The 23,094-nt window shown below is 52.9% G+C and carries 19 protein-coding genes and 1 pseudogene; 14 read left to right on the top strand and 6 right to left on the bottom strand.

The features are described from left to right. On the bottom strand, nt 1-95 hold a 95-nt coding region (locus HP566_RS03945; RefSeq protein ID WP_249975962.1), incomplete at its 3' end, for a transposase. A 120-nt stretch (nt 96-215) separates the two neighbouring features. On the opposite strand from HP566_RS03945, the gene HP566_RS03940 reads away from it, so the two are divergent. From HP566_RS03940 to HP566_RS03895, 10 genes are all read left to right on the top strand, one after another. Then, nucleotides 216-548, top strand: a complete 333-nt coding sequence (locus HP566_RS03940; protein WP_249975959.1) for a hypothetical protein — start codon at nt 216-218, stop codon at nt 546-548. Nucleotides 549-1,447: 899 nt separating this feature from the next. After that, nucleotides 1,448-2,626 carry a transporter substrate-binding domain-containing protein gene (locus HP566_RS03935; RefSeq protein WP_249975958.1) on the top strand — a complete coding sequence of 393 codons (1,179 nt, stop codon included), beginning with the start codon at nt 1,448-1,450 and terminating at the stop codon, nt 2,624-2,626. Then, nucleotides 2,623-3,273 (top strand): ANTAR domain-containing response regulator, encoded by a 651-nt coding sequence (locus tag HP566_RS03930; protein ID WP_249975957.1) that lies wholly within the window; start codon nt 2,623-2,625, stop codon nt 3,271-3,273. The genes HP566_RS03935 and HP566_RS03930 overlap by 4 nt, the downstream gene beginning before the upstream one ends. A 149-nt stretch (nt 3,274-3,422) precedes the next feature. Then, on the top strand, nt 3,423-4,658 hold the full coding sequence (locus HP566_RS03925) for an urea ABC transporter substrate-binding protein (RefSeq protein WP_249975956.1): 1,236 nt from the start codon (nt 3,423-3,425) through the stop codon (nt 4,656-4,658). A 105-nt stretch (nt 4,659-4,763) separates the two neighbouring features. Further along, nucleotides 4,764-5,636, top strand: coding sequence for an ABC transporter permease subunit (locus HP566_RS03920; protein WP_249975955.1), 873 nt, complete (start codon nt 4,764-4,766; stop codon nt 5,634-5,636). A 63-nt stretch (nt 5,637-5,699) separates the two neighbouring features. Then, nucleotides 5,700-6,740: an ABC transporter permease subunit gene (locus tag HP566_RS03915; RefSeq protein ID WP_249975954.1), complete on the top strand. Its 1,041-nt coding sequence runs from the start codon at nt 5,700-5,702 to the stop codon at nt 6,738-6,740. After that, nucleotides 6,737-7,459, top strand: a complete 723-nt coding sequence (locus HP566_RS03910) for an ABC transporter ATP-binding protein (protein WP_249975953.1) — start codon at nt 6,737-6,739, stop codon at nt 7,457-7,459. The genes HP566_RS03915 and HP566_RS03910 overlap by 4 nt, the downstream gene beginning before the upstream one ends. Continuing rightward, a complete protein-coding gene (locus HP566_RS03905) occupies nt 7,446-8,162 on the top strand; it encodes an ABC transporter ATP-binding protein (protein WP_249975952.1) in 717 nt (238 codons plus the stop codon). Before HP566_RS03910 ends, HP566_RS03905 begins: the two co-directional genes overlap by 14 nt. 114 nt (nt 8,163-8,276) lie before the next feature. Further along, nucleotides 8,277-9,275 carry an acetamidase/formamidase family protein gene (locus HP566_RS03900; protein ID WP_249975951.1) on the top strand — a complete coding sequence of 333 codons (999 nt, stop codon included), beginning with the start codon at nt 8,277-8,279 and terminating at the stop codon, nt 9,273-9,275. 17 nt (nt 9,276-9,292) lie between these two features. Beyond that, nucleotides 9,293-10,990 (top strand): nitrilase-related carbon-nitrogen hydrolase, encoded by a 1,698-nt coding sequence (locus HP566_RS03895; protein WP_249975950.1) that lies wholly within the window; start codon nt 9,293-9,295, stop codon nt 10,988-10,990. A gap of 53 nt (nt 10,991-11,043) precedes the next feature. Here HP566_RS03895 and HP566_RS03890 read toward each other — a convergent pair. Together HP566_RS03890 and HP566_RS03885 are read right to left on the bottom strand one after the other, a co-directional pair. Beyond that, a pseudogene (locus HP566_RS03890) lies at nt 11,044-11,615 on the bottom strand (integrase core domain-containing protein); the annotation flags it as partial. Nucleotides 11,616-11,665: 50 nt separating this feature from the next. Continuing rightward, on the bottom strand, nt 11,666-12,136 hold the full coding sequence (locus HP566_RS03885; protein ID WP_249975949.1) for a MerR family transcriptional regulator: 471 nt from the start codon (nt 12,134-12,136) through the stop codon (nt 11,666-11,668). A 76-nt stretch (nt 12,137-12,212) separates the two neighbouring features. Between HP566_RS03885 and HP566_RS03880 the strand changes: the two genes are divergently transcribed. Beyond that, on the top strand, nt 12,213-14,342 hold the full coding sequence (locus tag HP566_RS03880; protein WP_249975948.1) for a heavy metal translocating P-type ATPase: 2,130 nt from the start codon (nt 12,213-12,215) through the stop codon (nt 14,340-14,342). A gap of 42 nt (nt 14,343-14,384) precedes the next feature. Here HP566_RS03880 and HP566_RS03875 read toward each other — a convergent pair whose 3' ends face one another. Continuing rightward, entirely contained in the window at nt 14,385-14,840 is a 456-nt protein-coding gene (locus tag HP566_RS03875; RefSeq protein WP_249975947.1) for an META domain-containing protein, read from the bottom strand. 176 nt (nt 14,841-15,016) lie between these two features. Here HP566_RS03875 and thpD point away from each other — a divergent pair, with 176 nt between their 5' ends. Together thpD and HP566_RS03865 are read left to right on the top strand one after the other, a co-directional pair. After that, a complete protein-coding gene (gene thpD / locus HP566_RS03870; protein WP_249975946.1) occupies nt 15,017-16,000 on the top strand; it encodes an ectoine hydroxylase in 984 nt (327 codons plus the stop codon). A 118-nt stretch (nt 16,001-16,118) separates the two neighbouring features. Beyond that, nucleotides 16,119-16,784 carry a fumarylacetoacetate hydrolase family protein gene (locus HP566_RS03865; protein ID WP_249975945.1) on the top strand — a complete coding sequence of 222 codons (666 nt, stop codon included), beginning with the start codon at nt 16,119-16,121 and terminating at the stop codon, nt 16,782-16,784. Between the two features lie 106 nt (nt 16,785-16,890). On the opposite strand, the gene speA is transcribed toward HP566_RS03865, so the two are convergent. Continuing rightward, the gene (gene speA, locus HP566_RS03860) at nt 16,891-18,813 is read right to left on the bottom strand and encodes a biosynthetic arginine decarboxylase (protein ID WP_249975944.1); all 1,923 of its coding nucleotides are present in this window, start codon (nt 18,811-18,813) and stop codon (nt 16,891-16,893) included. Next, nucleotides 18,810-19,769 carry a homoserine kinase gene (locus HP566_RS03855; RefSeq protein WP_249975943.1) on the bottom strand — a complete coding sequence of 320 codons (960 nt, stop codon included), beginning with the start codon at nt 19,767-19,769 and terminating at the stop codon, nt 18,810-18,812. The genes speA and HP566_RS03855 overlap by 4 nt, the downstream gene beginning before the upstream one ends. 222 nt (nt 19,770-19,991) lie before the next feature. Here HP566_RS03855 and polA point away from each other — a divergent pair, with 222 nt between their 5' ends. Next, nucleotides 19,992-22,760: a DNA polymerase I gene (gene polA / locus HP566_RS03850; RefSeq protein ID WP_249975942.1), complete on the top strand. Its 2,769-nt coding sequence runs from the start codon at nt 19,992-19,994 to the stop codon at nt 22,758-22,760. Nucleotides 22,761-23,094: the final 334 nt, after the last annotated feature.

The raw sequence follows: 23,094 nt of genomic DNA, 5'->3' as shown, positions 1-23,094 counted from the left end.
AAACGCTCAGCGACCTCGGCAACTCGATGGCCACGCTCTACCACCTGTTTAACGGCTTCGATTTTGAATTCTTCAGTGTAACGGGGACGGCTCATGGATCCTCCTAGATACCTTTAGTATAAGGCCTGGAGGTGTCTACGAAACCTGGGGCGATTCAAAGAGGGCGAGCTGTCAGACTGCTATTGGGTGATAGGGTTTAGTGGTGCGGTGCACTCATGGTGTTGTCCTTCATCGCCTACCAGCCGCTGTGGTGGCTGGCTACAAGCGATTACGTTAAGGACCCCCGCGTGCTCGAACGGCAGCGATTCCAGCCACTTGACGGGGCGCTCAATATGCGCAAGACTGTAACCACGGCTCAACCCCGTAACGCAGCGATTCAATTCGCTGGCAGTCGGGGTGAAGGAACCGGCCACCGTGCCGGTTTCTTCGTTTCTAAATCACCAAGCACCTGTAATGAGGGCGACGTCACCTACCGCTGGCAGCTAAAGGTTTTGGTGCCTGCGGAAGTGACACGTAGCTCTAAGCCAGGAATCTTGGTATCGGTGTAGGTGGCTCGCTTTCCTTGAGGTGGTGGCTCTAGGCTATTAATGGCCTTTTAGGTGAAGTTGAGCTTTGGCATGTGTGGGCTCTCAAATATTTTTTTACTCAGAGTCAGTGGTTCTAAGCGGGTATACGCCGGGTCTATGAAATGTAGTAAATTACAGCGTATCAGAGAGAACTAGCAAACTTTACAATTAAGATAAGTGACTGTTTTATATTATTTAATAGACGTTTGTTAAACTCTAACGATTTATATGAGACCTTTCTAAATTTTACTTGAAATTAGTAGGCCCCGGGTTCGGCTCATGGTGTCGGCATCATCAAAAGATTTTTAAAAGCAACATGTTAGAGACTTAAAGAGGCGGCTTTTAAAGGTGGCCTTTTTTGTTTCATTCTCCAAGCCCTGCATCTGCAGGCCGTATCGCGTACCGTTTCTCTCAAGACCAATTCTACCTGTTCTATCAGATTTGCAAATCGTATCAGAGTAGTCGAAATCATTGGTAGCCTTCAGTAAGTCATACAAAACCTCTCATCATCTGGCTGGGCGGGTCCTTTAGGATTTCGCAGTGAGTTGCACTTTTGTGCAGCATAAATTCTTATATGTGTATCAAAAAGAGGCGAAACACCTGAACTAAATATGTTCAAAAGCCGCTGTTGTGGCAATTTATTTAATTGGCACACTTGTTGCTTTAATTTATGTATAGTTGTTTTAGTAGTAATGGCCTTCGACTTCAGCATAGCGTCAATGAGTTGACAAAGTTGATTAGGGGCCACAATTTAAGTTTAGTAATAGACATATTGTGCGTCGGCTCACGCCGAAAGGGCACAGAGCAATAGGGCTCCCATCGTTACCGTCAGGTTTCGTTGTGAGCCCTTTTTTTATGTCCGGAATTAGGAAGGTCAGTCAATGAACAGTCGTATCCCGGTTGGCATACTCTTCTCTACCCAAGGTCCTTACGCCACCGTTGGCCGCTCGATGCGTGATGGGGCGATGCTGGCGCTGGAAGAGGTTAACCAGGACAAACGATTCCCCTTTGAGCTTGTACCCATCGAATGCGAGCCAGCCGGTGATAACGCTGCTTATAGCACACACGTGAGGAGCTTGCTGCGCCACGAGGGCGTAAAGCATGTGATTGGTTGCTATACGTCTTCCAGCCGAAAAGAAGTGATTCCAATTTTCGAAAAATACGATGGTTTGCTTTGGTATCCGTCTCACTACGAAGGTTTTGAGACCAATAATAACGTTATCTATACCGGCGCTGTTCAGAACCAGCATGTTCTGCCGCTGATGGATTATGTGCTCACCCATATCACAAGCGATGTTTACTTCATCGGTTCTAATTATGTTTGGGCCTGGGAAAATGGCCGCATCATCAGAGAGCTTTCCAAGGCGCATGGCGGAGAGATAATCGCCGAGCGTTACCTGCAGGTCGGTGACCTGGATGTGGCCCGTATTATTGAAGAGATTCACGAAAAGCGCCCCGCTTTCATCATGAACATGCTGATCGGTGAGTCTAGCTATGCGTTTTACCGCGCATTTGCCAAGGCGCGCGATGAAAACCCAGCGCTACAAAATACGGTGGTTGGCAGTTGCACGCTTTGCGAGCCGGAACTCGCCCAGATTGGTTCTCAGGCGTGTGCTGGGCATCTCGCATCCAGCGTTTACTTTTCGACTATCGAGACAGAGGTTAATAAGCAGTTCGTCGCCAGTTACCGACAACGCTTCGGTCATGAAGCTCTGCCTAGCGCAGATGCAGAAGCGTCTTACAACACCGTTCATCTACTCGCCCTTGCCTTGGCTGGCGCCAATTCAGTTGATATCGACCAGGTTAAAAAAGCACTGCATAGGACGTCGTTCCAAGCGCCTCAGGGAAGGGTTCATGTCGATCCTGATAGTAACCACAGTTATTTGACCGTTCGGCTGGGAATATCCCGCGAAGACGCGACATTTCAGGTGATTTTAGAAGCCAACGCACCCGTTCGCCCAGATCCTTATCTGGTTTGGGCGGAAGTATGTGGAGCAGGCTCAGCTCAGCCTGCAGCGCCCATTGCCCAAAACAGTATTGGCTTGAGGGTCGTACGATGACGGTTACCACACGACGCAACTTCAAGGGCCATCGTGCATTGATTGTATGTGCCGCCGAAAAGGATCGAGCGGTACTGACTCAGTTCCTTTTGGAGCTGGGGGTCACGCCGGTTGTTCATGAAAGCCATGATGAGACAGAGTCTCATAGGCCGTTTGACCTGGTGTTTTTCGACGATGAATTAGGACGCCAGTTTGGTGGCATCACTCGCATGATCGATAGCGTCCAGGGGCCGGCGATTGCACTGATTGGTTCGGATGCGCCGAGCTCGGTCAATTGGTTCATCGAACGCCGCGTGTGTGGCTATCTGACCAAGCCGTTACGTAAGGCCGGTATTCTCGCAAGCTTAATCATTGCTTACCAAACGTTTAACGCGTCCTACGAGACGGAACAAAAGCTCCATCGTTTGGAGCAGCAGGTTCGTGCGCGTCAAGTCGTATGCACGGCGGCGATCAGGCTCATCGAGGATATGGATATTTCGGTCAATGACGCCTTTGCTCTGTTGCGTTCGGCGAGTATGAGCCGACGCCTGTCGCTTGAGGATTTTGCGGCAATGATCGTCTCGGGTGAGATTGCTGTTGCGGCGCTGAAAGAGGATGCCGACACCGTTCATCGTCTTAGGGAAACCCGGTTGAACCGTTATTTGTAGCGAACTCATTAGGATTAATCGAAGTGGAGCATCTAGAGCAGTATTCAAGAGCAAAAGGTCGTTTCTCGTTTCATGAAGAGACGGCTAGGGAGTTGTGTTGTTGCAGGACGGCGAGGAAGAAAAAGTAAACCTTAAACAGGGGTATACAAATGAAATACTCAACAATTCAGAGAACGGCAACCTTATCAACGTTGTTAGCGGGCTCTTTAGTGACCAGCGCTTCGGCGAATGATCCTATCCAGATTGGTGTGCTTGAGGATCAGTCCGGCAACTTTGCTGCGGTGACGCAGGTTAAGGTGAATGCCATAGAGTTGGCGGCTGAGGAAATAAACGCGGCGGGTGGTATTGCTGGTCGCGAGGTGGAGCTTGTCATTTATGATACTCAGTCTGATGATCGTCGTTATCAGGAGTTAATGCGGCGGGTTCTACAGCGTGATCAAGTGGATACCGTCTTTGCGGGTTTTGCTTCTTCATCACGAGAAGCGTATCGCCCGATTGTGAACCAGTTTGATGGGTTGGCGTTTTATAACAATCAGTATGAAGGCGGCGTGTGTGACGCCAACATGATTGTCACTGGCGCAGTTCCTGAACAGCAGTTCTCGACGCTGATTCCCTGGATGATGGAAGAGTATGGCCCTAACGTCTATACGATCGCCGCGGACTATAACTTTGGCCAGATTTCGGCGGAGTGGGTGCGTCAGATTGTAGAAGAAGAGGGCGGGGAAATAGTGGGCGAGGATTTCATCCCCCTGGGTGTTTCCCAGTTCTCGCAGACCATTCAGAACATTCAGGGTGAAGCTCCAGACTTTGTCGTGACGTTACTGGTTGGCTCCAATCAGGCGTCTTACTACGAGCAGGCAGCATCCGCTAACCTGGGACTTCCCATGGCCTCGTCGGTAAATGTCGGGCAGGGCTACGAGCATAAGCGTTTCGCGCCGCCAAGCCTGGCAAACATGTTCGTTACAACGAACTTTATTGAAGAAGTTGATACCCCTGAGGCGAATGCGTTTGTTGAGAAGTTCTATGAGCGCTTCCCTGATGCGCCCTATGTGAATCAGGAAGCAGCGAACTCTTATATCTCCATGTACCTTTATAAGCAGATGGTTGAGCGTGCCGACGGCTCTACCGACAAGGAAGACCTGCGTGCAGTTATTGCCGAGGGAGATGTCTGCTTCGATGGCCCTTCTGGCACCGTATGTCTCGACCCTAAGAGCCAGCATATGTCTCACAATATCTTTCTGGCGAAAGTGGATGAGAACCATGAGATCTCTTTTCCCGAAACTTGGGAAAATATCGAGCCGTACTGGTTGGGTGAAAATGGTTGTGATCTGACCCAGAACGACCCAAGTGCCCAGTACACCCCTTCTAGCCCTCCCAACGAGTAAATATCACGCCTCCTCCCGGCAGGGTGAAGCGTTTCACCCTGCCTGGCCTGTGAGTTTGCATTAAGCGGGAAACCTCGCTGTCGTTTCCTGCCCAGGAGCCTGGATATGGAATATATACATTTCGCGTTTACAGCGTTTTATCAGTTTGGGGATGCGTTTGCCTTTTTGGTGCTGTCCGCCATGGGGCTTGCGGTGATCTTCGGGATGATGGGCATCATCAACCTGGCTCACGGCGAATTTATCATGTGTGGCGCCTACGTAACGGTGGCAACGGCGCGCATGGGGGTTCCACTGCCCATCGCTATGTTATGCGGCAGCCTTGCCGCCGGGATGCTTGGCATTGTGCTTGAGCGCACGATTATTCATCGGCTCTACCATCGGCCATTGGACTCTATTGTAGCCACCTGGGGGATCAGCCTGATTCTTACTCAAGGCACGCTGATCGTGCTTGGCTCCAGCATGGCGGGTATCAGCACGCCGCTCGGTAGCTTTTCGGTGGGCAACTACAGCTACTCAACCTATCGAATGGTACTGCTTGGCGTGGCTGTACTAGTGCTTATTGGCTTGTATCTACTGTTTCACCATACGACGTTCGGTATCCACTCACGAGCAACGATTCAAGCACCGCACATGGCGAAGGCTGTGGGTATCGACACCGGGCGTATGTACTCACTCACCTTCGGACTTGGGGCAGCACTGGCGGGATTGGCAGGCGCTCTTTATGCACCCACGATATCCATCGTCCCGACGCTTGGCGCCAATTTCCTGGTAGAAAGCTTTGTGACGGTTGTTGTCGGCGGTGCTGATGTGTTCCTGGGTACGGCACCAGCAGCGGCTACACTCGCGGTTATCAAGGCTTTTCTGACTGGCTGGCAAGGGCAGTTAATGGGTCAGGTGGGGCTGTTAATCACTGTCATGGTGGTCATCCGTATTCTCCCACAAGGCCTGTCTGGCTGGTTGCTCAAGGGGCGTACATAAATGGGTAGTTTGCAAAGACAAGGTTCAAATACGGCTCGGTCAGCGTCTCGAATGCCACACTGGATGCGACTTGTTAATGGCCCGCAAACACTGGGCCACGGTCCAATATTTTGGGTCGGCTTTGCCTTGGCAATTGGTGCAGCCGTCGTTTACCCCGCTTTCGCGGATGCCTGGAGCGTTGGTAATACGGCCTACTTCCTTTGCTGGGTGTTTATGGCACTTGGGCTGTCGTTGATATGGGGATATACGGGGGCGCTCAGCTTTGGCCAGACCGCTTTCTTCGGGCTTGCCGGGTACACGTATGGTGTCGTCACGATCAACTTTGGCGCGGCGTACGGTATGACCCTTGTCGGCTTGCTGATTGGGGTTGGGATATCGTGTTTGGGGGCGGCGTTACTTGGTTACATGCTTTTTTATGGGCGCATTAGCGGCGTATTCCTCGGGATTGTCACGCTCTCTACCACGCTGGTTTTCGCCACCTTTATGGCACAGACGGCGGGATCCCAGTGGGCGATCGGCGATGCTCGACTTGGTGGCGACAATGGCATGACCGGTATGCCGCCGCTGACAATCCCTTGGGTTGGGGGGGATATAGCGCTGTATTCGGGTGTGCCACTTTATTACCTTCTTCTGGCCATGCTGGTGCTTTGCTATCTGGGTTTACGGGTTCTCGTCAATTCTAGATTCGGCAATGTGCTGGTCGCCATTCGTGAGAATCCGCACCGCGCTGAAATGCTCGGTTACGACATACGCCGCTATCAGTTAATTGCCTTTGTTATTGGCAGTGGCTTAGCGGGACTTTCCGGCGTGCTCTATACCGCTTGGGGGCAGTACATCAGCCCGTCCAACATGAATTTGGCGGCCGCCGCATTACCCATTATTTGGGTGGCCGTGGGGGGGCGTAAAGACCTCACCGCGACGTTGGTGGGCACCTTGGTAGTGCTTGGCATCTTCCAGAATCTGACGATCTATGGCAGTTACTACGCCTTCGTCATTATGGGGTTGCTGCTGGTTGTCGTCGTGGTCTACTTGCCGGAAGGTTTGATACCGGGGCTGGTCAGGCTTGTTAGCCGCCTTCGTAAGCGTAAGGAGGGCCTGTCGTGACCCTATTGCAAACCGAAAATTTATATAAACATTTCGACGGCGTAAAAGTTGCGCAAGATGTGAACTTCTCAATGGAGCCTGGTGAAATACGCTGCTTGATTGGCCCAAATGGCGCTGGGAAGAGCACGTTTTTCAAGCTTGTGCTCGGTGAGCACCAACCAAGCGCTGGGAAGATCTACTTCTCAGACCAGGAAATCACCCAGCTTCGTTCCTTTGAGCGCGTGAAACAGGGCATTGCCGTCAAGTTTCAGGTGCCGGGTATTTTCTCTGAGCTGCCCGTTTGGCAAAACATGCAGATCGCAGTTCAGAACCATCTGCATGGCGATTCCATGACAGCGGCTATCGACAAAGCACTCGCTTTTGTAAGGCTTACCGACAAGGCCGGAGAACTTGCGGGTGAACTCTCGCACGGCGAGCAGCAGTGGCTTGAGATCGGCATGGCGGTGAGCACAGAGCCGAGTTTGCTACTTCTTGACGAACCTACAGCGGGCATGACGCCCGATGAAACGGCGCGCACGGGCGAAATGATCAAAGCACTCAATCGCGAGGGTATGTCCATTTTGGCGGTTGAGCACGACATGGAGTTTGTACGCCAGATTGCTCATAAGGTCACCGTACTGAACTTCGGTGAAATCTTTGCCGAAGGCACGATCAACGAAATCGAGGCTAACGAAGAGGTCGCACGTATTTACCTGGGGACAGCCGATGACGACGAATAATACAAAGTTATTGAGCGTTGAGGGCGTCACGTCCGGCTACGGTACCACCTCCGTGCTGCAAGAGGTCAGCTTGAATGTTGGACGCGGCGAGATAGTTGCCGTTATCGGCCGAAATGGCGTCGGTAAGACGACGTTAATGAAAACGCTGATTGGTCTTCTCAAACATCGGCAGGGTGCTATCCGCTTTGATGGCCAGGATATCAGCGCTCTCGAATCTCACCAACGTGCACGCTTGGGCATTGGTTATATCCCTCAAGGACGCGAGGTCTTCTCGCGCATGACCGTCTGGGAGAATCTCAAGGTTGGCGAGATGCTCCAACAGCCCGGCGAGGGTGTCGACTATGAGCGGGTCTACGAATTCTTTCCTATTTTGCGCGAACGGGCTAATCAGCGAGCAGGCACCTTTAGCGGTGGACAGCAGCAACAGCTTGCTATCGGTCGGGCTATGGTAGGCAAACCGAAGCTGATGCTACTTGATGAGCCCTCCGAAGGCATCCAGCCGAATATCGTCAAGGATATCTCACGCAACATCCTCAAACTCAATCGCGAGCTGGGCGTAACCATTCTATTCGTCGAGCAGAACCTGGACATGATCATGACGGCGCAGCGCTGCTACGTCATGGATAAGGGGCAAATCACCCGCGAGCTCGCGGCAGAGCAACTCTGTGACCGTGACGCCATGCGTCGCATTCTGGCGGTTTGAGGGCGCGCGTGGCCTGAATGTGGTCATGCAAAGCGGTTTTTATTTAACCATGACACAAGCTCCCGCCTGCAGTTGCCGGAGCGATGACTGAACGTACTCAAAAGGAGTAGCACAATGAACTGGTTTGATCATTCCATTATGGCACGTCGCGCCGTCGCCAACGGTAAGCCTGGTACCACTCACTACCTTACCGAGGAAGCTCAAGGTCAGTACCACTATACGCTTGGGCCTAACCCCAGGCCCGTGCTGCATATCCAGCCTGGCGATATCGTCAGTGCGGAAACCCATGATGCTTTCGAAGGGAAGCTTCGCTCGGAGAGTGACAAGCCAAGCGAGCTACTTAATTTACCTTACCTCAATCCGCAGAACGGGCCGATTTACGTAGAAGGGGCGGAAAAGGGCGACTGCCTTGCGGTTTATACCCGCGACATGAAACCACGTGGTCCTCAGCCTTGTGGTACGACGGCGCTGATTACAGAATTTGGGGGGCTAGTGGCGACCGGGGATACCGCACTACTCAACACACCGATCCCGGAGCGGGTAAAAAAAGTGGCGGTTGACGCTGATATCGGCGTGAAGTGGTCTGATAAAATTACCCTTCCCTATCAGCCTTTTATTGGCACCATTGGAGTGTCGCCGGAGATTGAGTCGATTAGCTCGCTGGTCCCCGATTATTACGGCGGCAATATGGACTTACCCGATGTGGCTCCTGGTGCGGTGATCTATCTACCGATACATACCAAAGGCGGCTACCTTTATCTTGGCGACTGCCATGCAGCACAGGGAGATGGTGAGTTATGCGGCGTTGCTATTGAGCATCCTACCGTTACCACCGTTCAGGTCGACTTGATTAAAGATTGGACTTTTAAGTGGCCGCGCCTGGAAAACGAACAGTTTTACATGACCATTGGTTCAGCGCGCCCCATGGAAGATGCCACCCGGATTGCCTACAGAGAGCTGGTTCGCTGGCTAGCCGCAGAGTTCGATTTCGATGAAATAGATGCCTACATGCTTCTTACCCAGGCAGGACGAGTGCGGTTGGGCAATATGGTGGATCCAAAATATACATTGGGTGCTTCCATCCTCAAGTCCATTGTTGGGCAAGCACGCTAGCGGGCGGGGAGGTAAATATGAAATACCTTGCCGCCGCCGTGCAGTTTGAGCCTGAAATGTTTGCCAAAGAGCGGAATATTGATGCTTTGAAGCGATTGGTGGAAGAGGCAGCTGCGTCTGGTGCGCGGCTAATCATCACCCCGGAGATGGGGCTTACTGGTTACTGCTGGTATGACAGGGAAGAAGTAGCTCCCTATGTAGAGCCGGTACCTGGGCCTTCAACCGAATGCTTTGCCGCGCTGGCGGCGAAGCTTGACTGCTATATTGTTATTGGCCTGCCAGAAGTAGATGTGACCAATGGGCTTTACTACAACACCGCTGTATTGATTGGCCCTGAGGGCTATCTGGGCAAGCACCGTAAAAGCCACCCCTATATCGCCGAGCCAAAATGGGCGGCCTCAGGCGACAGCGGCCATCAAGTGTTCGAGACGCCGCTGGGCCGTATTGCACTGCTCATTTGTATGGATATTCATTTTCTCGAAACCGCACGGCTGGTGGCTTTGCAAGGAGCCGATGTCATTTGCCATCTGAGTAATTGGCTTGCTGAGCGCGCACCGGCTCCTTACTGGATGAGTCGTGCCAGAGAAAATGGCTGCTATCTTATCGAAAGTAACCGCTGGGGATGTGAGCGGGGCGTGCAATTCAGTGGGGGGAGCTGCGTGATTGAACCGGATGGACATATCCAGGCTAGCCGAGATAGTGGGGATGGTGTCGTGCTGGGTGAGATTGATACTGACCGCGTCACGGGCCCGTTGGCCAGCGAGCGCCGTCCAGCGCTCTATCATGAGCTGCTGCATCAAACATACGCTTGGAATCCACTAGACTTTTTCAGGCTTTATGGCCATCAACCACTGCCCAAGGGCAAAGTAAGTAATAGTGCCGTTGCTCAATTTTCTCCAACTAACAACCTTGATGATAACCTTTCCCAATGTCTCGCCCTGATCGCTCAGGCAGAGCATGCTGAGCTGGTAGTATTACCCGAGTTAGCCCTTACGGGGCTAGACGCTGGCGCTCTCAACCCCATCACACAGCATCACGGCGTTTTCGATACGCTATGTCAGCTTGCTCAGCAACATCGGCAGTACTATGTGGTTGGTTTCGCGGAGCAGGCGGATGGAAATCTCTACAATGCTGCCGCCCTAGTTGGCTCACAGGGCGTCTTAGCGGTTTATCGTAAGATTCACTTAAGCGATGCTGACCGAGAATGGGCGACGCCTGGCGAGCGTTGGGTAAGCTGTGATTTACCGTTAGGTCGCGTTGGAGTACTAATTGGCCATGATGCCGATTTTCCCGAAGCAGGGCGTATCCTGGCCCTGCGGGGATGCGACATAATCGCTTGCCCCGCTGCCCTACCGGGCCCCTTTCATTGTGCGCATCCTGGTACTCATATTAATCAGTCTGCTCCTATCCCTACCGGCCCGGATGATCACCATTGGCACCATTACCGGGTACGCGGTGGCGAGAATAACTGCTATTTCGCTTTCGCCAATGTCTATAAGCCCGAGTTGGGATTGCCAGGGATAAGCGGAATATTTGGCCCGGATACTTTCCGTTTTCCTCGACAGGAGGCTCTCTTAACCAGTGCAACTGGCTGCGTTCAGCTTACTATTGACACGAGCAATCTAGAGTCGTCTTACCCTAACAGCGCTGTACGCCGCAAGGACTTAGTGGCGATGCGTCTACCCCACCACTACCAAAACTTATTGGAGAGATAGTTCGCATTTCCTTTGTAATCCCCCCATTTTACGAATCAGCTATCCGTAGAAACTTAAGCTGTCATCAGTCGTTGCCGAGGTGGGGTGCCTCCGATAGCGGTATGGGGGCACTCGTTCTTGTATTGCCATCGCCACTTAGTCGCGAGTTCCTGTGCATGGCTGACCGAGTGGAACGGGTGCAACTCCAACTATTCATACCGTGCCGTCCGATTAAACCGCTCGATATAGGCATTTTGAGTCGGCTTGCCCCGCCACTCGATGACATTGAAGGTTCGCAGTGTTCGACCGTCGATCAGCGAGTTACTCATAAAATCCATAGACCATACTTGGCTGAGAGCCGTCGGTACTCTCAAGGCATCCGGCTTATCTCGCTTCAAGCGTCGCCTGGGCTTGATGCGCAGGTTCAACTCAAGCTCCCGATAAATGCGGTAAACGCGATTATGATTCCAAGTGTAATCCCGCACATTGCGCAAATGCTGGTAGCAAAGCCCAAACCCTCAGCGCTTATTGGCCGTCGTTAAGCGCAGCAGCAATCGGCCATGACGTCGTTCTCAGAACGCCGTTTGGGCCGATAGTGGTAGCAGGACTCACTGACACCCATGCACTCACAGGCTAGTACTAGAGAACATGAAAAACACGACATCCTTCAGGCCTCTAGGCCATAGTGCATAAGCGTTAGCGTAGATCCGATGCGCCGCCATGTACTTCCTGATGCTGGCACAGCCGATGATTACTCAACACCTCAATGATGCGGCAGCTTTCCACGCTGCCTCCTGAGCATTGAGTCACCATGCGCTGTAACTCCTCCCGTAGGGCTTCAAGCCGTTGAATACGCGATTCTACCTCTCTCAAATGGTGCTTGGCGATGGCATCTATTTGCTGGCAGTCCGTTAAGGGGCTATCCACCATATTCAGCAGTTCTCGTACCGCTTCTATCGAAAATCCAAAATCACGGGCATGACGGATAAACGTTAGGCGTTGCACGGTGGCCTCAGAATAGCGCCGTTGCCCACCTTCCGTCCGTTTGGCTTCACCCAACAGCCCAATTTGCTCGTAATAACGAATAGTTTCGGGCTTACAGCCGGTGCGTTTTGCCAGATGACCGATACTTATTGATTGCGGTGATGAATATGATGGAAAACTCATCAATGTTCTCCTTGAACCTCTAGCTACTATAGGTCTTAAGATTTAAACAGGTTAAGCGGATTTCTGGAGTAACGCCATGTCTGAGTCAACATCGCCGTTAGATTCCCATGTGCTCAATCTGAGTGTTCGTGGTATGGATTGCGGTGGCTGTGAAAGAAAGGTTGTTTCTGCTGTGGGCCGCATAGGCGGGGTCAAAGAGGTAACGGCCAATGCAGTGATAGGGGCCGTAGCCGTTGAGTTTCACCCAACTGGAAAGCAACCTCGCCAAGCAGTGAAGGAAGCTATTACCGGGTTGGGCTACGAAATCCTCGAGAGCAAGCATCAAGCAGTAGTGCCTTGGTGGAAAACCCCCAAAGGGCAATTGGTAATAGTAACGGGTGGATTGCTTGTGGCCGCTTTCTTATTCCAGTTACTGTGGCCTGTGCTGGGTCAATGGCCTTTCCTGTTTGCAACATTGGTCGGCTTGGCGCCCATCACACAGGCGGCCTGGAAGGCGCTGAAAGCCGGTACTCCCTTTACCATTGAAATGCTGATGACCATTGCTGCGGTGGGAGCCCTGTTTATTGATGCGGCTGCCGAGGCGGCAGTTGTGGTGTTCTTATTTGCAGTAGGGGAATTACTTGAAGGGGTGGCAGCATCACGGGCCAGGCGTAGTATTTCAGCCTTGGCTAACTTGACGCCTTCGACAGCCTATTTGATCGAACCTGATGGCCAGCGGGAGGTTGCCGTTAACACCCTACAGCCAGGGCAGAGAGTGATGGTGCGCCCAGGGGACAGGGTACCTTGCGATGGACTGGTCCTCAAGGGGACATCCGAGTTGGATGAGTCACCCGTCAATGGTGAGTCAGTACCACGGTTACGTGCTGAGGGGGATGATCTCTTTGCGGGTACCATCAACCTGAGTGGCACATTGGAGGTTGAGGTAACGCGTAGCAGTGACAATAATACCATTGCTCGCGTTATCCGATTAGTTGAAGAAGCCCAGGCAGCCAAGGCCCCCGTAGCTCGCTTTATAGACCGCTTTGCCTATTACTATATGCCAGCGGTCGTGGCTGCAGCGCTCTTAATGGCAATTATCCCCCCCTTGTTGTCACTGTTGAGCTGGAGTGAGTCAGTGTATCGGGCACTGGCACTGCTGCTAATTGCCTGCCCTTGCGCGCTGGTCATTTCAACGCCAGCGGCCATCGCGGCAGGTTTATCCTCAGGTGCCAGACAGGGATTACTGATTAAGGGAGGGGCCGTACTGGAACAGCTTGGTAAGTTACGTACGGTAGCTTTCGACAAAACGGGAACATTAACGGAGGGCAAGCCCACCGTTACGGATATCGTGAGCTTCCAGGAACAGGTTGATTCCAAAGCGCTGCTACGGTTGGCTGCAACGCTGGAAAGTGGCTCCAGCCATCCTATTGCCAAGGCTATTGTTGGGCATGCCCAGGCTTCCGGACTCGGTTTGGGGAACCTTGAAGAGGGCCAGGCTCAGGTTGGAAAAGGGGTGAGTGGGAGAGTGGATGGTAAATCGCTGGCGCTTTTATCACCCCATGCGCTCGATACTAAAGTAGCGGTGTCTGATCAACTGAAACAGAGCATCCATGCGCTTGAGGAAGACGGTAAAAGCGTAGCTGTTTTGCTTGAAGAGCAACAGGTGCTAGGGCTGTTGGCGGTTCGTGATGAGCCGCGTGAGGATGCACGAGCGGCATTAGCCGCGTTGTCCCAGTTGGGTGTTCAGTCTGTGATGCTGAGTGGTGATAATACGCGGACGGCACGTGCCATTGGCGATATGCTGGGCATTGAAGCTCACGGTCAATTAATGCCAGAAGATAAGGCTCGTTATATCAAGGAATTAAATTCCCATGGCAGAGGCCCCATTGGCAAAGTGGGAGATGGTATTAACGATGCTCCTGCGCTCGCTGCCGCTGACGTGGGGATAGCGATGGGAGGAGGAACGGATGTGGCCTTGGAAACAGCCGATGCTGCGTTACTAAAAAACCGCCTGATTGGTATTGCCCAGTTGATAGCACTATCTCAGGCAACGCTTGGCAATATCAAAGTGAACGTGGCGGTTGCTCTGGGTCTCAAGGCATTTTTTCTTGTTTCAACCGCGCTTGGTTTCACAGGAATGTGGATTGCGGTATTGGCTGATACGGGAGCAACTGTGCTCGTGACCCTCAACGCCATGCGGCTGCTGGGCTATCGGTTTGGGAAATAATCAGTAGTAACAGGGGGCTGATGAGGCCCCCTTGAAGAATAGTTAAAAGAGATGTACTGCTTCAAAGAGTGCTAATAGGTTGCCATCGGCATCCTTGAGCGAAAGAGTGCTTCCGCTCACCTGCCAATGACCTACCTGTCCCAGGATAGTTAACATTGCCTGTTCGTTGCGCATCTGTGCTTCCGGGCAGGCCATTTTCGTAGTGGCGATTTGCCCAAATGTCAGGCTCTCCCTGGCGACACGGTAGCTGCCAACGAGCGTATTACAGCCAGTCGATCCCGCCAGCCGATGGTTGTCATTATGAAGCACTATATGCGCTTCGCGAAAATTCTCAGCTCCTGTAACCGTCTTCCCGTTCAGGGAGTCCAGCCTCCAATAGGTGTTGGTGAGGGGTTCATCAGGTGCTTCGCTGTTTTGATCTGGAGATGCAGCAGTTTGGCACCCCGCCGTCAGCAACAGCAGGCTAATAAGCACTGCATTCAGCCATTTATACTTCATAATCTTATTCCCTCTATGTATCAAAACTGCGGTTAAAATTTTTTTCTCATCACCCACGTTATAAAGCACTTGGCTCCAGCTTGCAGGGGCTTTCAGGTTGGCTACCTTGTCCCTTGCAGTGTGTGTTTAAGGAAACACATGTGATCTGAAATTTAATCTTACAAGGAGTGGATTAGATGACAGTCAGCAATACTTCCCTCAATATTGTGACCGCCCATAAGCAGCACAGTGAAATGACCGATGTACCGTCGGCACAAAAGGGAAAGGTCAAAGACCTCTATCCGACGCGGTTATCCAAAGCCCCGGCAGCGCTGACTCAGCCACGCCATGACGGAGTGGTTAAAGGGCGCCATTTATCCGGGCCGCTCACCGAAGCGCAGTTGGATGAGTTTGAGCGCAACGGTTTTCTATTTATTCCGAATCTGATTGGTGGTGCTGAGCTTGATGAATTGCGCCAAGAGCTCAATGAGTTAATGGCCCACGATGCCTACCGGGATAAGGAGTTTAGCGTTACCGAGCCTGAGAGCAATGAAATACGGTCGCTTTTTGCTGTGCACATGCTGTCTGAGCGGTTGGGTCAGTTAGCTTGTGATGAACGTCTGGCAGGTGCAGCCCGGCAAATTACTGGTGATGACCCTTATGTGCACCAGTCAAGAATCAACTACAAGCCTGGGTTTGTGGGCAAAGGGTTTAATTGGCACTCCGATTTTGAAACGTGGCACGCTGAAGATGGTATGCCGAATATGCACGCCATCAGCGCGTCGCTGATCCTGACCGACAATCATGAATTCAATGGGCCGTTGATGTTGATTCCCGGCTCGCATAGGACGTTTGTACCGTGCTTAGGAGAAACTCCGGAAAACAATCACAAACGTTCATTGAAAGCGCAAGAGGTGGGCGTTCCCAGCCTGGAAGCGTTAACCAGGCTGGTGGCAGAACACGGCATTGAAGCACCAAAAGGAAAAGCGGGTGGGTTGTTGCTCTTCGATTGCAATACACTTCATGCCTCAAACGCCAATCTGTCACCGGATCCACGTAGTAACGTATTTTTTGTGTTTAATCGACCCGACAACCGCTGTGTCAAGCCGTTTGCGGCAGCCAAGCGGCGCCCGGATTTCCTGGCCCATGGGCCGGAGAATCGTTGGGTTCCTGGCCAATGAGTTGATATTGGTGCAAAAAAGTGTGTGATTAGACGGTGGAACATTCGCATAGGTGGGGTAGACTGGTGCGCCTGTCGTTGCGAATGCGGCATGCATAATGAGAAGGAGAATATCCGCCATGCGTTTTGTTCCACAGTTTACCGATGGCCAGGAGTTTCCCCACGCGCTGGGCAAGGTCGTGTGTGTTGGCCGCAATTATGCTGACCACGCCAAAGAATTGGATAATCCGGTTCCAAGTGAGCCACTGCTGTTTATTAAGCCAGCCACCAGTGTTGTAGACTTGACAAAACCTCTGGATCCACCTTTTTCCAGAGGCAATGTACACTACGAGGTAGAGTTGGCACTGCTGGTGGGTGATACTCTTACTCACGCTACTCAAGATGAAGCGGAACGGGCGGTTGTTGGCATTGGTTTGGCAATGGACCTTACGCTGCGAGATGTTCAAACGCAGCTTAAAGAGAAGGGGCATCCCTGGGAAGTCGCCAAAGCATTTGATGGTGCCTGCCCGCTCTCACCGTTTTTGCCACTAAGTCGTGTACCTAACTGGAATGCACTGGCTTTTACGCTAGAGATCGATGGTGAGGAGCGTCAGCATGGTGAAGGGTCCGATATGATCTTCGCCATTCCCACGTTGGTAGCGGAAATGAGTCGTCATTTCACACTGGAGCCAGGCGACGTCATCTTAACGGGTACGCCGTCCGGTGTTGGAGAGCTGCCACGTGGTGCCAAACTTCGCTTAACGTTAACCGGTGGGCTGGATATCACCACAAGCGTGGTGGAGTAAGCAGTGCAGGTGATGGCTGAATAGTCGGCCATCTCATCGGACTATCCATAGAAGCGCCTCCGTGGCTGGTGAATAGCCGCCGGAGGCGTTTTTTATGAGTCTCTGGCTACTCCAGGTAGGTGTAGCCTTCAAGCCCCTCGCTCAGGCTCGCAGCAAAGTGCGCCTGCTCTTGCTCAGAAAAGCCGCTGGTCGCCAGTTGTTCAGACAATTTCCGCTTTAATACGCTGGCATCGAAGTTAACGTAGGCCAGGACATCGGCGACGGAATCACCAGCCTGAGGGTTGGAGAACACCCAACCGCCGTCTTTATCCAGCGCGGCATCGACGGAATCCGTATCGCCAAACAGGTTATGCAGATCTCCGAGAATTTCCTGATAGGCGCCCACCAGGAAGAAGCCCAGCCAACGCTCATCCTCGGTTTCCCACTCAGGCAGCGGCAACGTGCTTTCCACGCCCTGGCCATCTACATATCTGTCGATACGGCCATCGGAGTCGCAGGTAATATCCTGAATGACAGCCCGGCGGGTAGGTGCTTGATGTAATCCGCTCAGTGGCAATACGGGGAATATCTGCTCAATGCCCCACACATCAGGCACGGATTGGAAGAGCGAGAAATTAACGAATAGTTTGTCAGCCAGCTTCTCAGCCAACTCATCCATAATTTCACGGTGGGCCCGGTTGCGGGTGTCCAACTGGCTACGCAGTCTTGTGCAGGCGGCCATATAAAGTCGTTCACCTACTGCACGTGCGTTGATATCGCTTAGCCCCAATACAAAGCGATCCTGTAGCTCACCCATTGCCTGCAGCAAGTCATGCCAGGCTTCCACCAGTATCCGAGGCTCCTGGGTATGGGTCAGTTGTTCGAAAACACGCCACAGCACCTCTACCTGAGGGTCATCCTGAAGTGTGCGTTCGGGAGGCGTATCATCAATACGCTCTTCACCAATCACGTTGGTTACCAGGACGGCATGATGGGCCGTCAGTGCCCGACCGGACTCACTGATCAGGTGTGGCTGTGGCAAATCAGCCTCCTGGCATAGCTGGGCAAAGGCACTAACCACATTACGCGCATACTCACGCATGGAGTAGTTGGCGGAGCAGTAGCTGAGCGAGCGGGTGCCTTCGTAGTCGATGCCCAGACCGCCCCCAACATCCACCGTGTCGATGGGAGCGCCCAGGCTAATCAGATTTTGGTAGAAGCGTGCGCACTCACGCAGGCCGCGCTGTATATCGCGTATATTGGCGATCTGTGAACCCAGGTGAAAATGGACAAGCTGTAGGCTGGCAAGCGCCTCCTGAGCGCGTAGCGTTTCCACCACTTCCAGAATTTGGCCGGCGGTCAGGCCAAATTTGGATTTTTCCCCACCGGTGTTTTGCCATTTGCCTTTGCCCACGGAGGCAAGCCGGGCCCTTAAGCCGATGCGTGGCATCACATCCAACTCGCGGGCTTCTTCGAGAATGACCGTTAGTTCAGAGAGCTTCTCTACGACCAGATAGACACGATGACCAAGCTTTTCGCCTAGCAGAGCAAGTCGAACGTATTCACGGTCTTTATAGCCGTTACATACAATCAGCGAGGAGCCCCCATCTGACAAGGCCAGCACCGCCAACAGCTCCGGTTTACTGCCTGCTTCAAGCCCTACACGTCCATTACCTCGTTCGGCAGTGGCTAGAATCTCCTCCACCACACGACGCTGTTGATTAACCTTAATAGGGTACACCGCTGTGTAACCACCTTGGTACTCCGCATCCTGTATAGCGGCGTCGAAAGCACCACAAAGTTGCTCAACCCGGTCATGAAGAATATCGCTAAAGCGCACCAGTACCGGCAAGCGTAATCCGGCCTGTTGAAGTTGGTGCACCAGATCACTGATGGGGAGCGCAGGCCCTTCGGCTTCGCTGCCGAGGGGGCGTACGAGAGCCTGGCCATCATCGTTTACGTCAAAGTAGCCGCTGCCCCACTGGTCAATATTCCACGTGCGGCGGGCGCGAAGTGCCGGGCTACTTGTGGTGGTGGCCGTTTCGCTCATGAAGAAGCCTCTGGAAGCGGTAGTGTGCCGAGGGAGATGCGCGCATTTAAAATAGTGCGGAAACGCTCAGGGTCGTGGGGAGTCAGGTCGTGAGCAGGTGGATTGACATAGACCACCAGCAAACGAGAGAGCCAGTAGCGCAAGGCCGTCATGCGTAGCATGGTCGGCCAGAGCGCCCGCTCATCAATGGTCAGAGGTCGGCGTGCCAGATAAGCGCTGAGAATAGCGTCGTGACGCTCTGCATTCAGCGAGCCATCTTCATTGGAGGCCCAATCGTTAATGACAATGGCCAGATCAAACAGCAGGTCGCCAGTACAACCATTATAAAAATCGATGATGCCGCCTAGCTGGTCACCGTCATACAGGGTGTTATCACGGAATAAGTCTCCATGAAGTGCCCCCTGAGGCAGTTCGCCATGCTGGCTAAAAGCGCTCTCGAAGTCATCGACCTCATTCTTCATTAGCGCCTGGTCGTCAGGGCTTAGATAGGCGAGTACCTTGTGGTGCACCGCCCGCAGCCAGTTCAGATCCCGCGGGTTGGGACGGTGGCCTGGAAAGTGCTGGGAGACGACATGCAGGCGCCCAAGAGTAGCGCCCAGTGTTTGACACTGAGTAAGGTTGGGCGCCACCGGATGGCGGCCGGGCAGGCATGGAAACAGCAATGCTGGCTTGCCCGCAAGGCTGTGTAGCGCAATGCCCTCACGGTCATGTACCGTTCCGGGCACGGGTAAACGATGTTCGTCCAGGTAATCCAATAAATCGACAAAGAACGGCAGTTCTTCATGTTCGCCCTGTTCAAACAGGGTCAGCACCAGCTTGCGGCGGTCGGTGGTGACAAAAAATGTCGAATTTTCTGTACCGCCTGCAACGCCTTGTAGCGAAACGAAGCTGCCAACATCAAACTTTTCCAAAAACGCGGCGACCTGTGCGTCGCTTAACGGGGTGAATACAGCCATGAGAATCTCGCCCAGGTTGCTAAGCTCATTATTGTAGCGGCTTGCCGCGCCAGTTGGCAGCGTTGTTACGTTCTGAAGTGAGTGGATTAGCCGTGGTTGTTTCTGCAGGCACGGCTTTGAACGCGTATCATAGCGGTTAGACTGTCACACGAATCCTTTTTAAACAGCCGATTTCTCACTATCGTCTGGTTACTGTCTCTTTTCTAACTATGGAACTTGGTTATGGCCCGCGCTCCAATCGTGCTCGTCGATGGCTCCTCTTATCTATACCGCGCTTTTCATGCGTTGCCGCCGCTAATGACCTCTAATGGCCAGCCCTCGGGGGCCGTAAAGGGCGTATTGAACATGCTTAAGCGGCTAATCAAGGACTACCCTGAAAGCCCTATGGCAGTGGTGTTTGATGCGCCGGGCAAAACCTTTCGCGACGATATGTACAGTGAGTACAAGGCGCATCGTCCTCCCATGCCGGATGATTTGCGCAGCCAGATTGAGCCACTGCACGCCTGCGTGAAAGCGCTGGGGCTACCGCTGTTATGCATAGAGGGTGTGGAGGCCGATGATGTTATCGGCACTCTGGCTCACCATGCCACCCAGGCAGGTCGTGATGCGGTGATCTCCACCGGCGATAAAGATATGGCGCAACTAGTGAATGCCCATATTACGTTGGTGAATACCATGAAGGAGGAAACCCTTGACCCCGCGGGAGTGGAGGAGAAGTTTGGTTTGCCGCCTGCTCTGATTATCGATTTTCTTGCCCTGATGGGCGACAAAGTGGATAACATTCCAGGCGTTCCTGGCGTTGGCGAAAAAACGGCTATTGGCCTGTTACAGGGAATGGGGGGCGGTTTAGATACCATATACGGCGATCTGGAACGGGTGAAAGCACTTGCTTTCCGAGGCGCAAAAACGTTGCCGAAGAAACTGGAAGAGCATCGCGAACAGGCGTTTCTTTCTTACCAGCTGGCGACCATTAAAACCGACTGCGACTTGCCCGTTGGGCTGGATGATCTGGATATTGCCCATCCCGACCGGGAAGCACTGGTTGTGCTCTATAAAAAGCTGGAGTTCAAGCAGTGGCTGTCCGAGCTGCTTGAGGGCAAGGATGAGGGCGTCGATGATGTCAAGGGGGGCGAGCCAGCCCCTGCCAGTGCAACCGACAAGGACATGGTATCCTCGTCTGCCAACCGTACGGATCATGTGATTCTAGAGCAGCGTGAATTTGATGCCTGGCTTAAGCGGCTGAAAGGCGCCGAGCGCTTCTGCTTCGATCTGGAAACCACCAGCCTGAATTATATGGATGCTGAAATTGTCGGCATTGGCCTGGCACTGGAGGTAGGGGAGGCGGCCTATATCCCATTAGCCCATGATTATCTGGATGCCCCCCAGCAGTTGGATCGCAAAGCAGTGCTAAAAACGTTGCAACCGATCCTGGAAGACCAGTCGAAAATCAAAATTGGTCAAAACTTAAAGTACGATATTTCGGTACTGGCTAACTACGGGATATCCGTTTCAGGGCCATTGGCCGATACGATGCTGGCCTCTTATATACTCAACTCCACGGCTACCCGCCACGATATGGACTCCCTGGCGTTAAAATATCTGGGCGAGAAAACCATCTCCTTTGAGGAGATTGCCGGGAAAGGGGCCAAGCAGCTTACCTTTAACCAGATAGCCCTGGAGCAGGCGGCTCCGTACGCCTGCGAAGACGTGGATATCACGCTGCGCCTGCAAGAGACACTGCGCCCTCAGGTGGAGCGGGAAGGGCGTTTGGCTGAGGTACTGGATACCCTTGAGTTGCCGCTGATTGGCGTGTTGTCCCGTATTGAGCGCAACGGTGTGGCACTGGATGCTGAGCGCCTGCACGAGCAGAGCCAGCAATTGGAGAGCCGCATCCGGGAGCTTGAAAGCAAGGCATATGAGTTAGCAGGCCGTGAGTTCAATCTGGGTTCGCCGAAGCAATTGGGCCAAATTCTGTTTGAAGAACAGAAAATTCCCGTGATCAAAAAAACCCCCAAGGGGGCGCCTTCAACAGCTGAAGCAGTACTGGAAGAGCTGGCGCTGGACTACCCATTGCCTAAAGTCATTATGCAGCACCGCGGGTTGGCGAAACTGAAGTCTACCTACACCGATAAGCTGCCGCGGTTGCTTAATAGAGCCACGGGGCGCGTTCATACCAGCTACCACCAAGCAGTAACGGCTACCGGTCGGCTATCCTCCTCTGACCCTAATCTGCAAAACATTCCCATTCGTACCGAAGAGGGGAGAAAAATTCGCCAGGCGTTTGTTGCCCGCCCTGGCTATCGGATTGTGGCTGCCGACTATTCGCAGATTGAGCTGCGCATTATGGCCCACCTGTCAGAAGATAAAGGGTTACTGGACGCCTTCGCTGAAGGTCAGGATATCCATGCCGCTACCGCTGCCGAGGTTTTTGGCACCCAGCTTGAAAAGGTGTCCGGTGAGCAGCGGCGCAGTGCCAAGGCGATTAACTTTGGGTTGATATACGGGATGAGTGCCTGGGGGCTGTCCCGGCAATTGCACATTGAGCGGAACCAGGCACAAACTTACATTGATCGCTATTTTGATCGCTATCCCGGTGTGGCTCGCTATATGGAGCGTATACGCTCCCAGGCGGCGGAGGATGGGTTTGTGGAAACGGTGATGGGGCGCCGCCTGTATTTACCGGAGATCCACTCACAGAACCGCAACCGTCGCCAGGGGGCGGAACGCACCGCGATTAATGCGCCAATGCAGGGTACGGCGGCGGATATCATCAAGCAGGCGATGATCAATGTGGATGCCTGGCTGGCTGAAGGGAAGTTCGATGCCCTGATGATCATGCAGGTGCATGACGAACTGGTGTTTGAAGTGGCTGAAGCCCAGGTGGACGCTTTTATCCACGAGGTTCAGGCAAGGATGCAGTCTGCAGGTGAGCTTAAGGTGCCTCTGATCGTCGAGGCTGCAAGTGGCATGAATTGGGACGAAGCCCATTAACATTCATGAAATAACCACCATTTGCATGGCTGCTCACATCCTCCTCTTTTAGCCCCCTAATACACCTGCCCCCGATTCAGGAGGCAGGTCTTCCATGTCCCTTCGCAGTACTTCCCCGGTACGTCTGCAGTGCATATGGCATATTGTCGCAACTGTAAAGCACGCTATTGAAAAACTGATCTGTATCAGTCTTTTGGCCGTGCAGTGGGAATAGCTTATAGGCTCCGCTTTACCCGAAACTGGTCGTCATTGATTTCCGGTGGAGCGAGGGAATGTTCAAGCTATCCATCGGGAGTCATTCATGGACATTGTGGAGCTATCCAGGTTGCAGTTT

Source organism: Vreelandella olivaria (genome assembly GCF_023507745.1).
In the GTDB taxonomy this organism is placed as follows: Bacteria; Pseudomonadota; Gammaproteobacteria; order Pseudomonadales; family Halomonadaceae; genus Vreelandella; species Vreelandella olivaria_A.
This window is presented reverse-complemented; position numbering and strand designations above follow the sequence as displayed.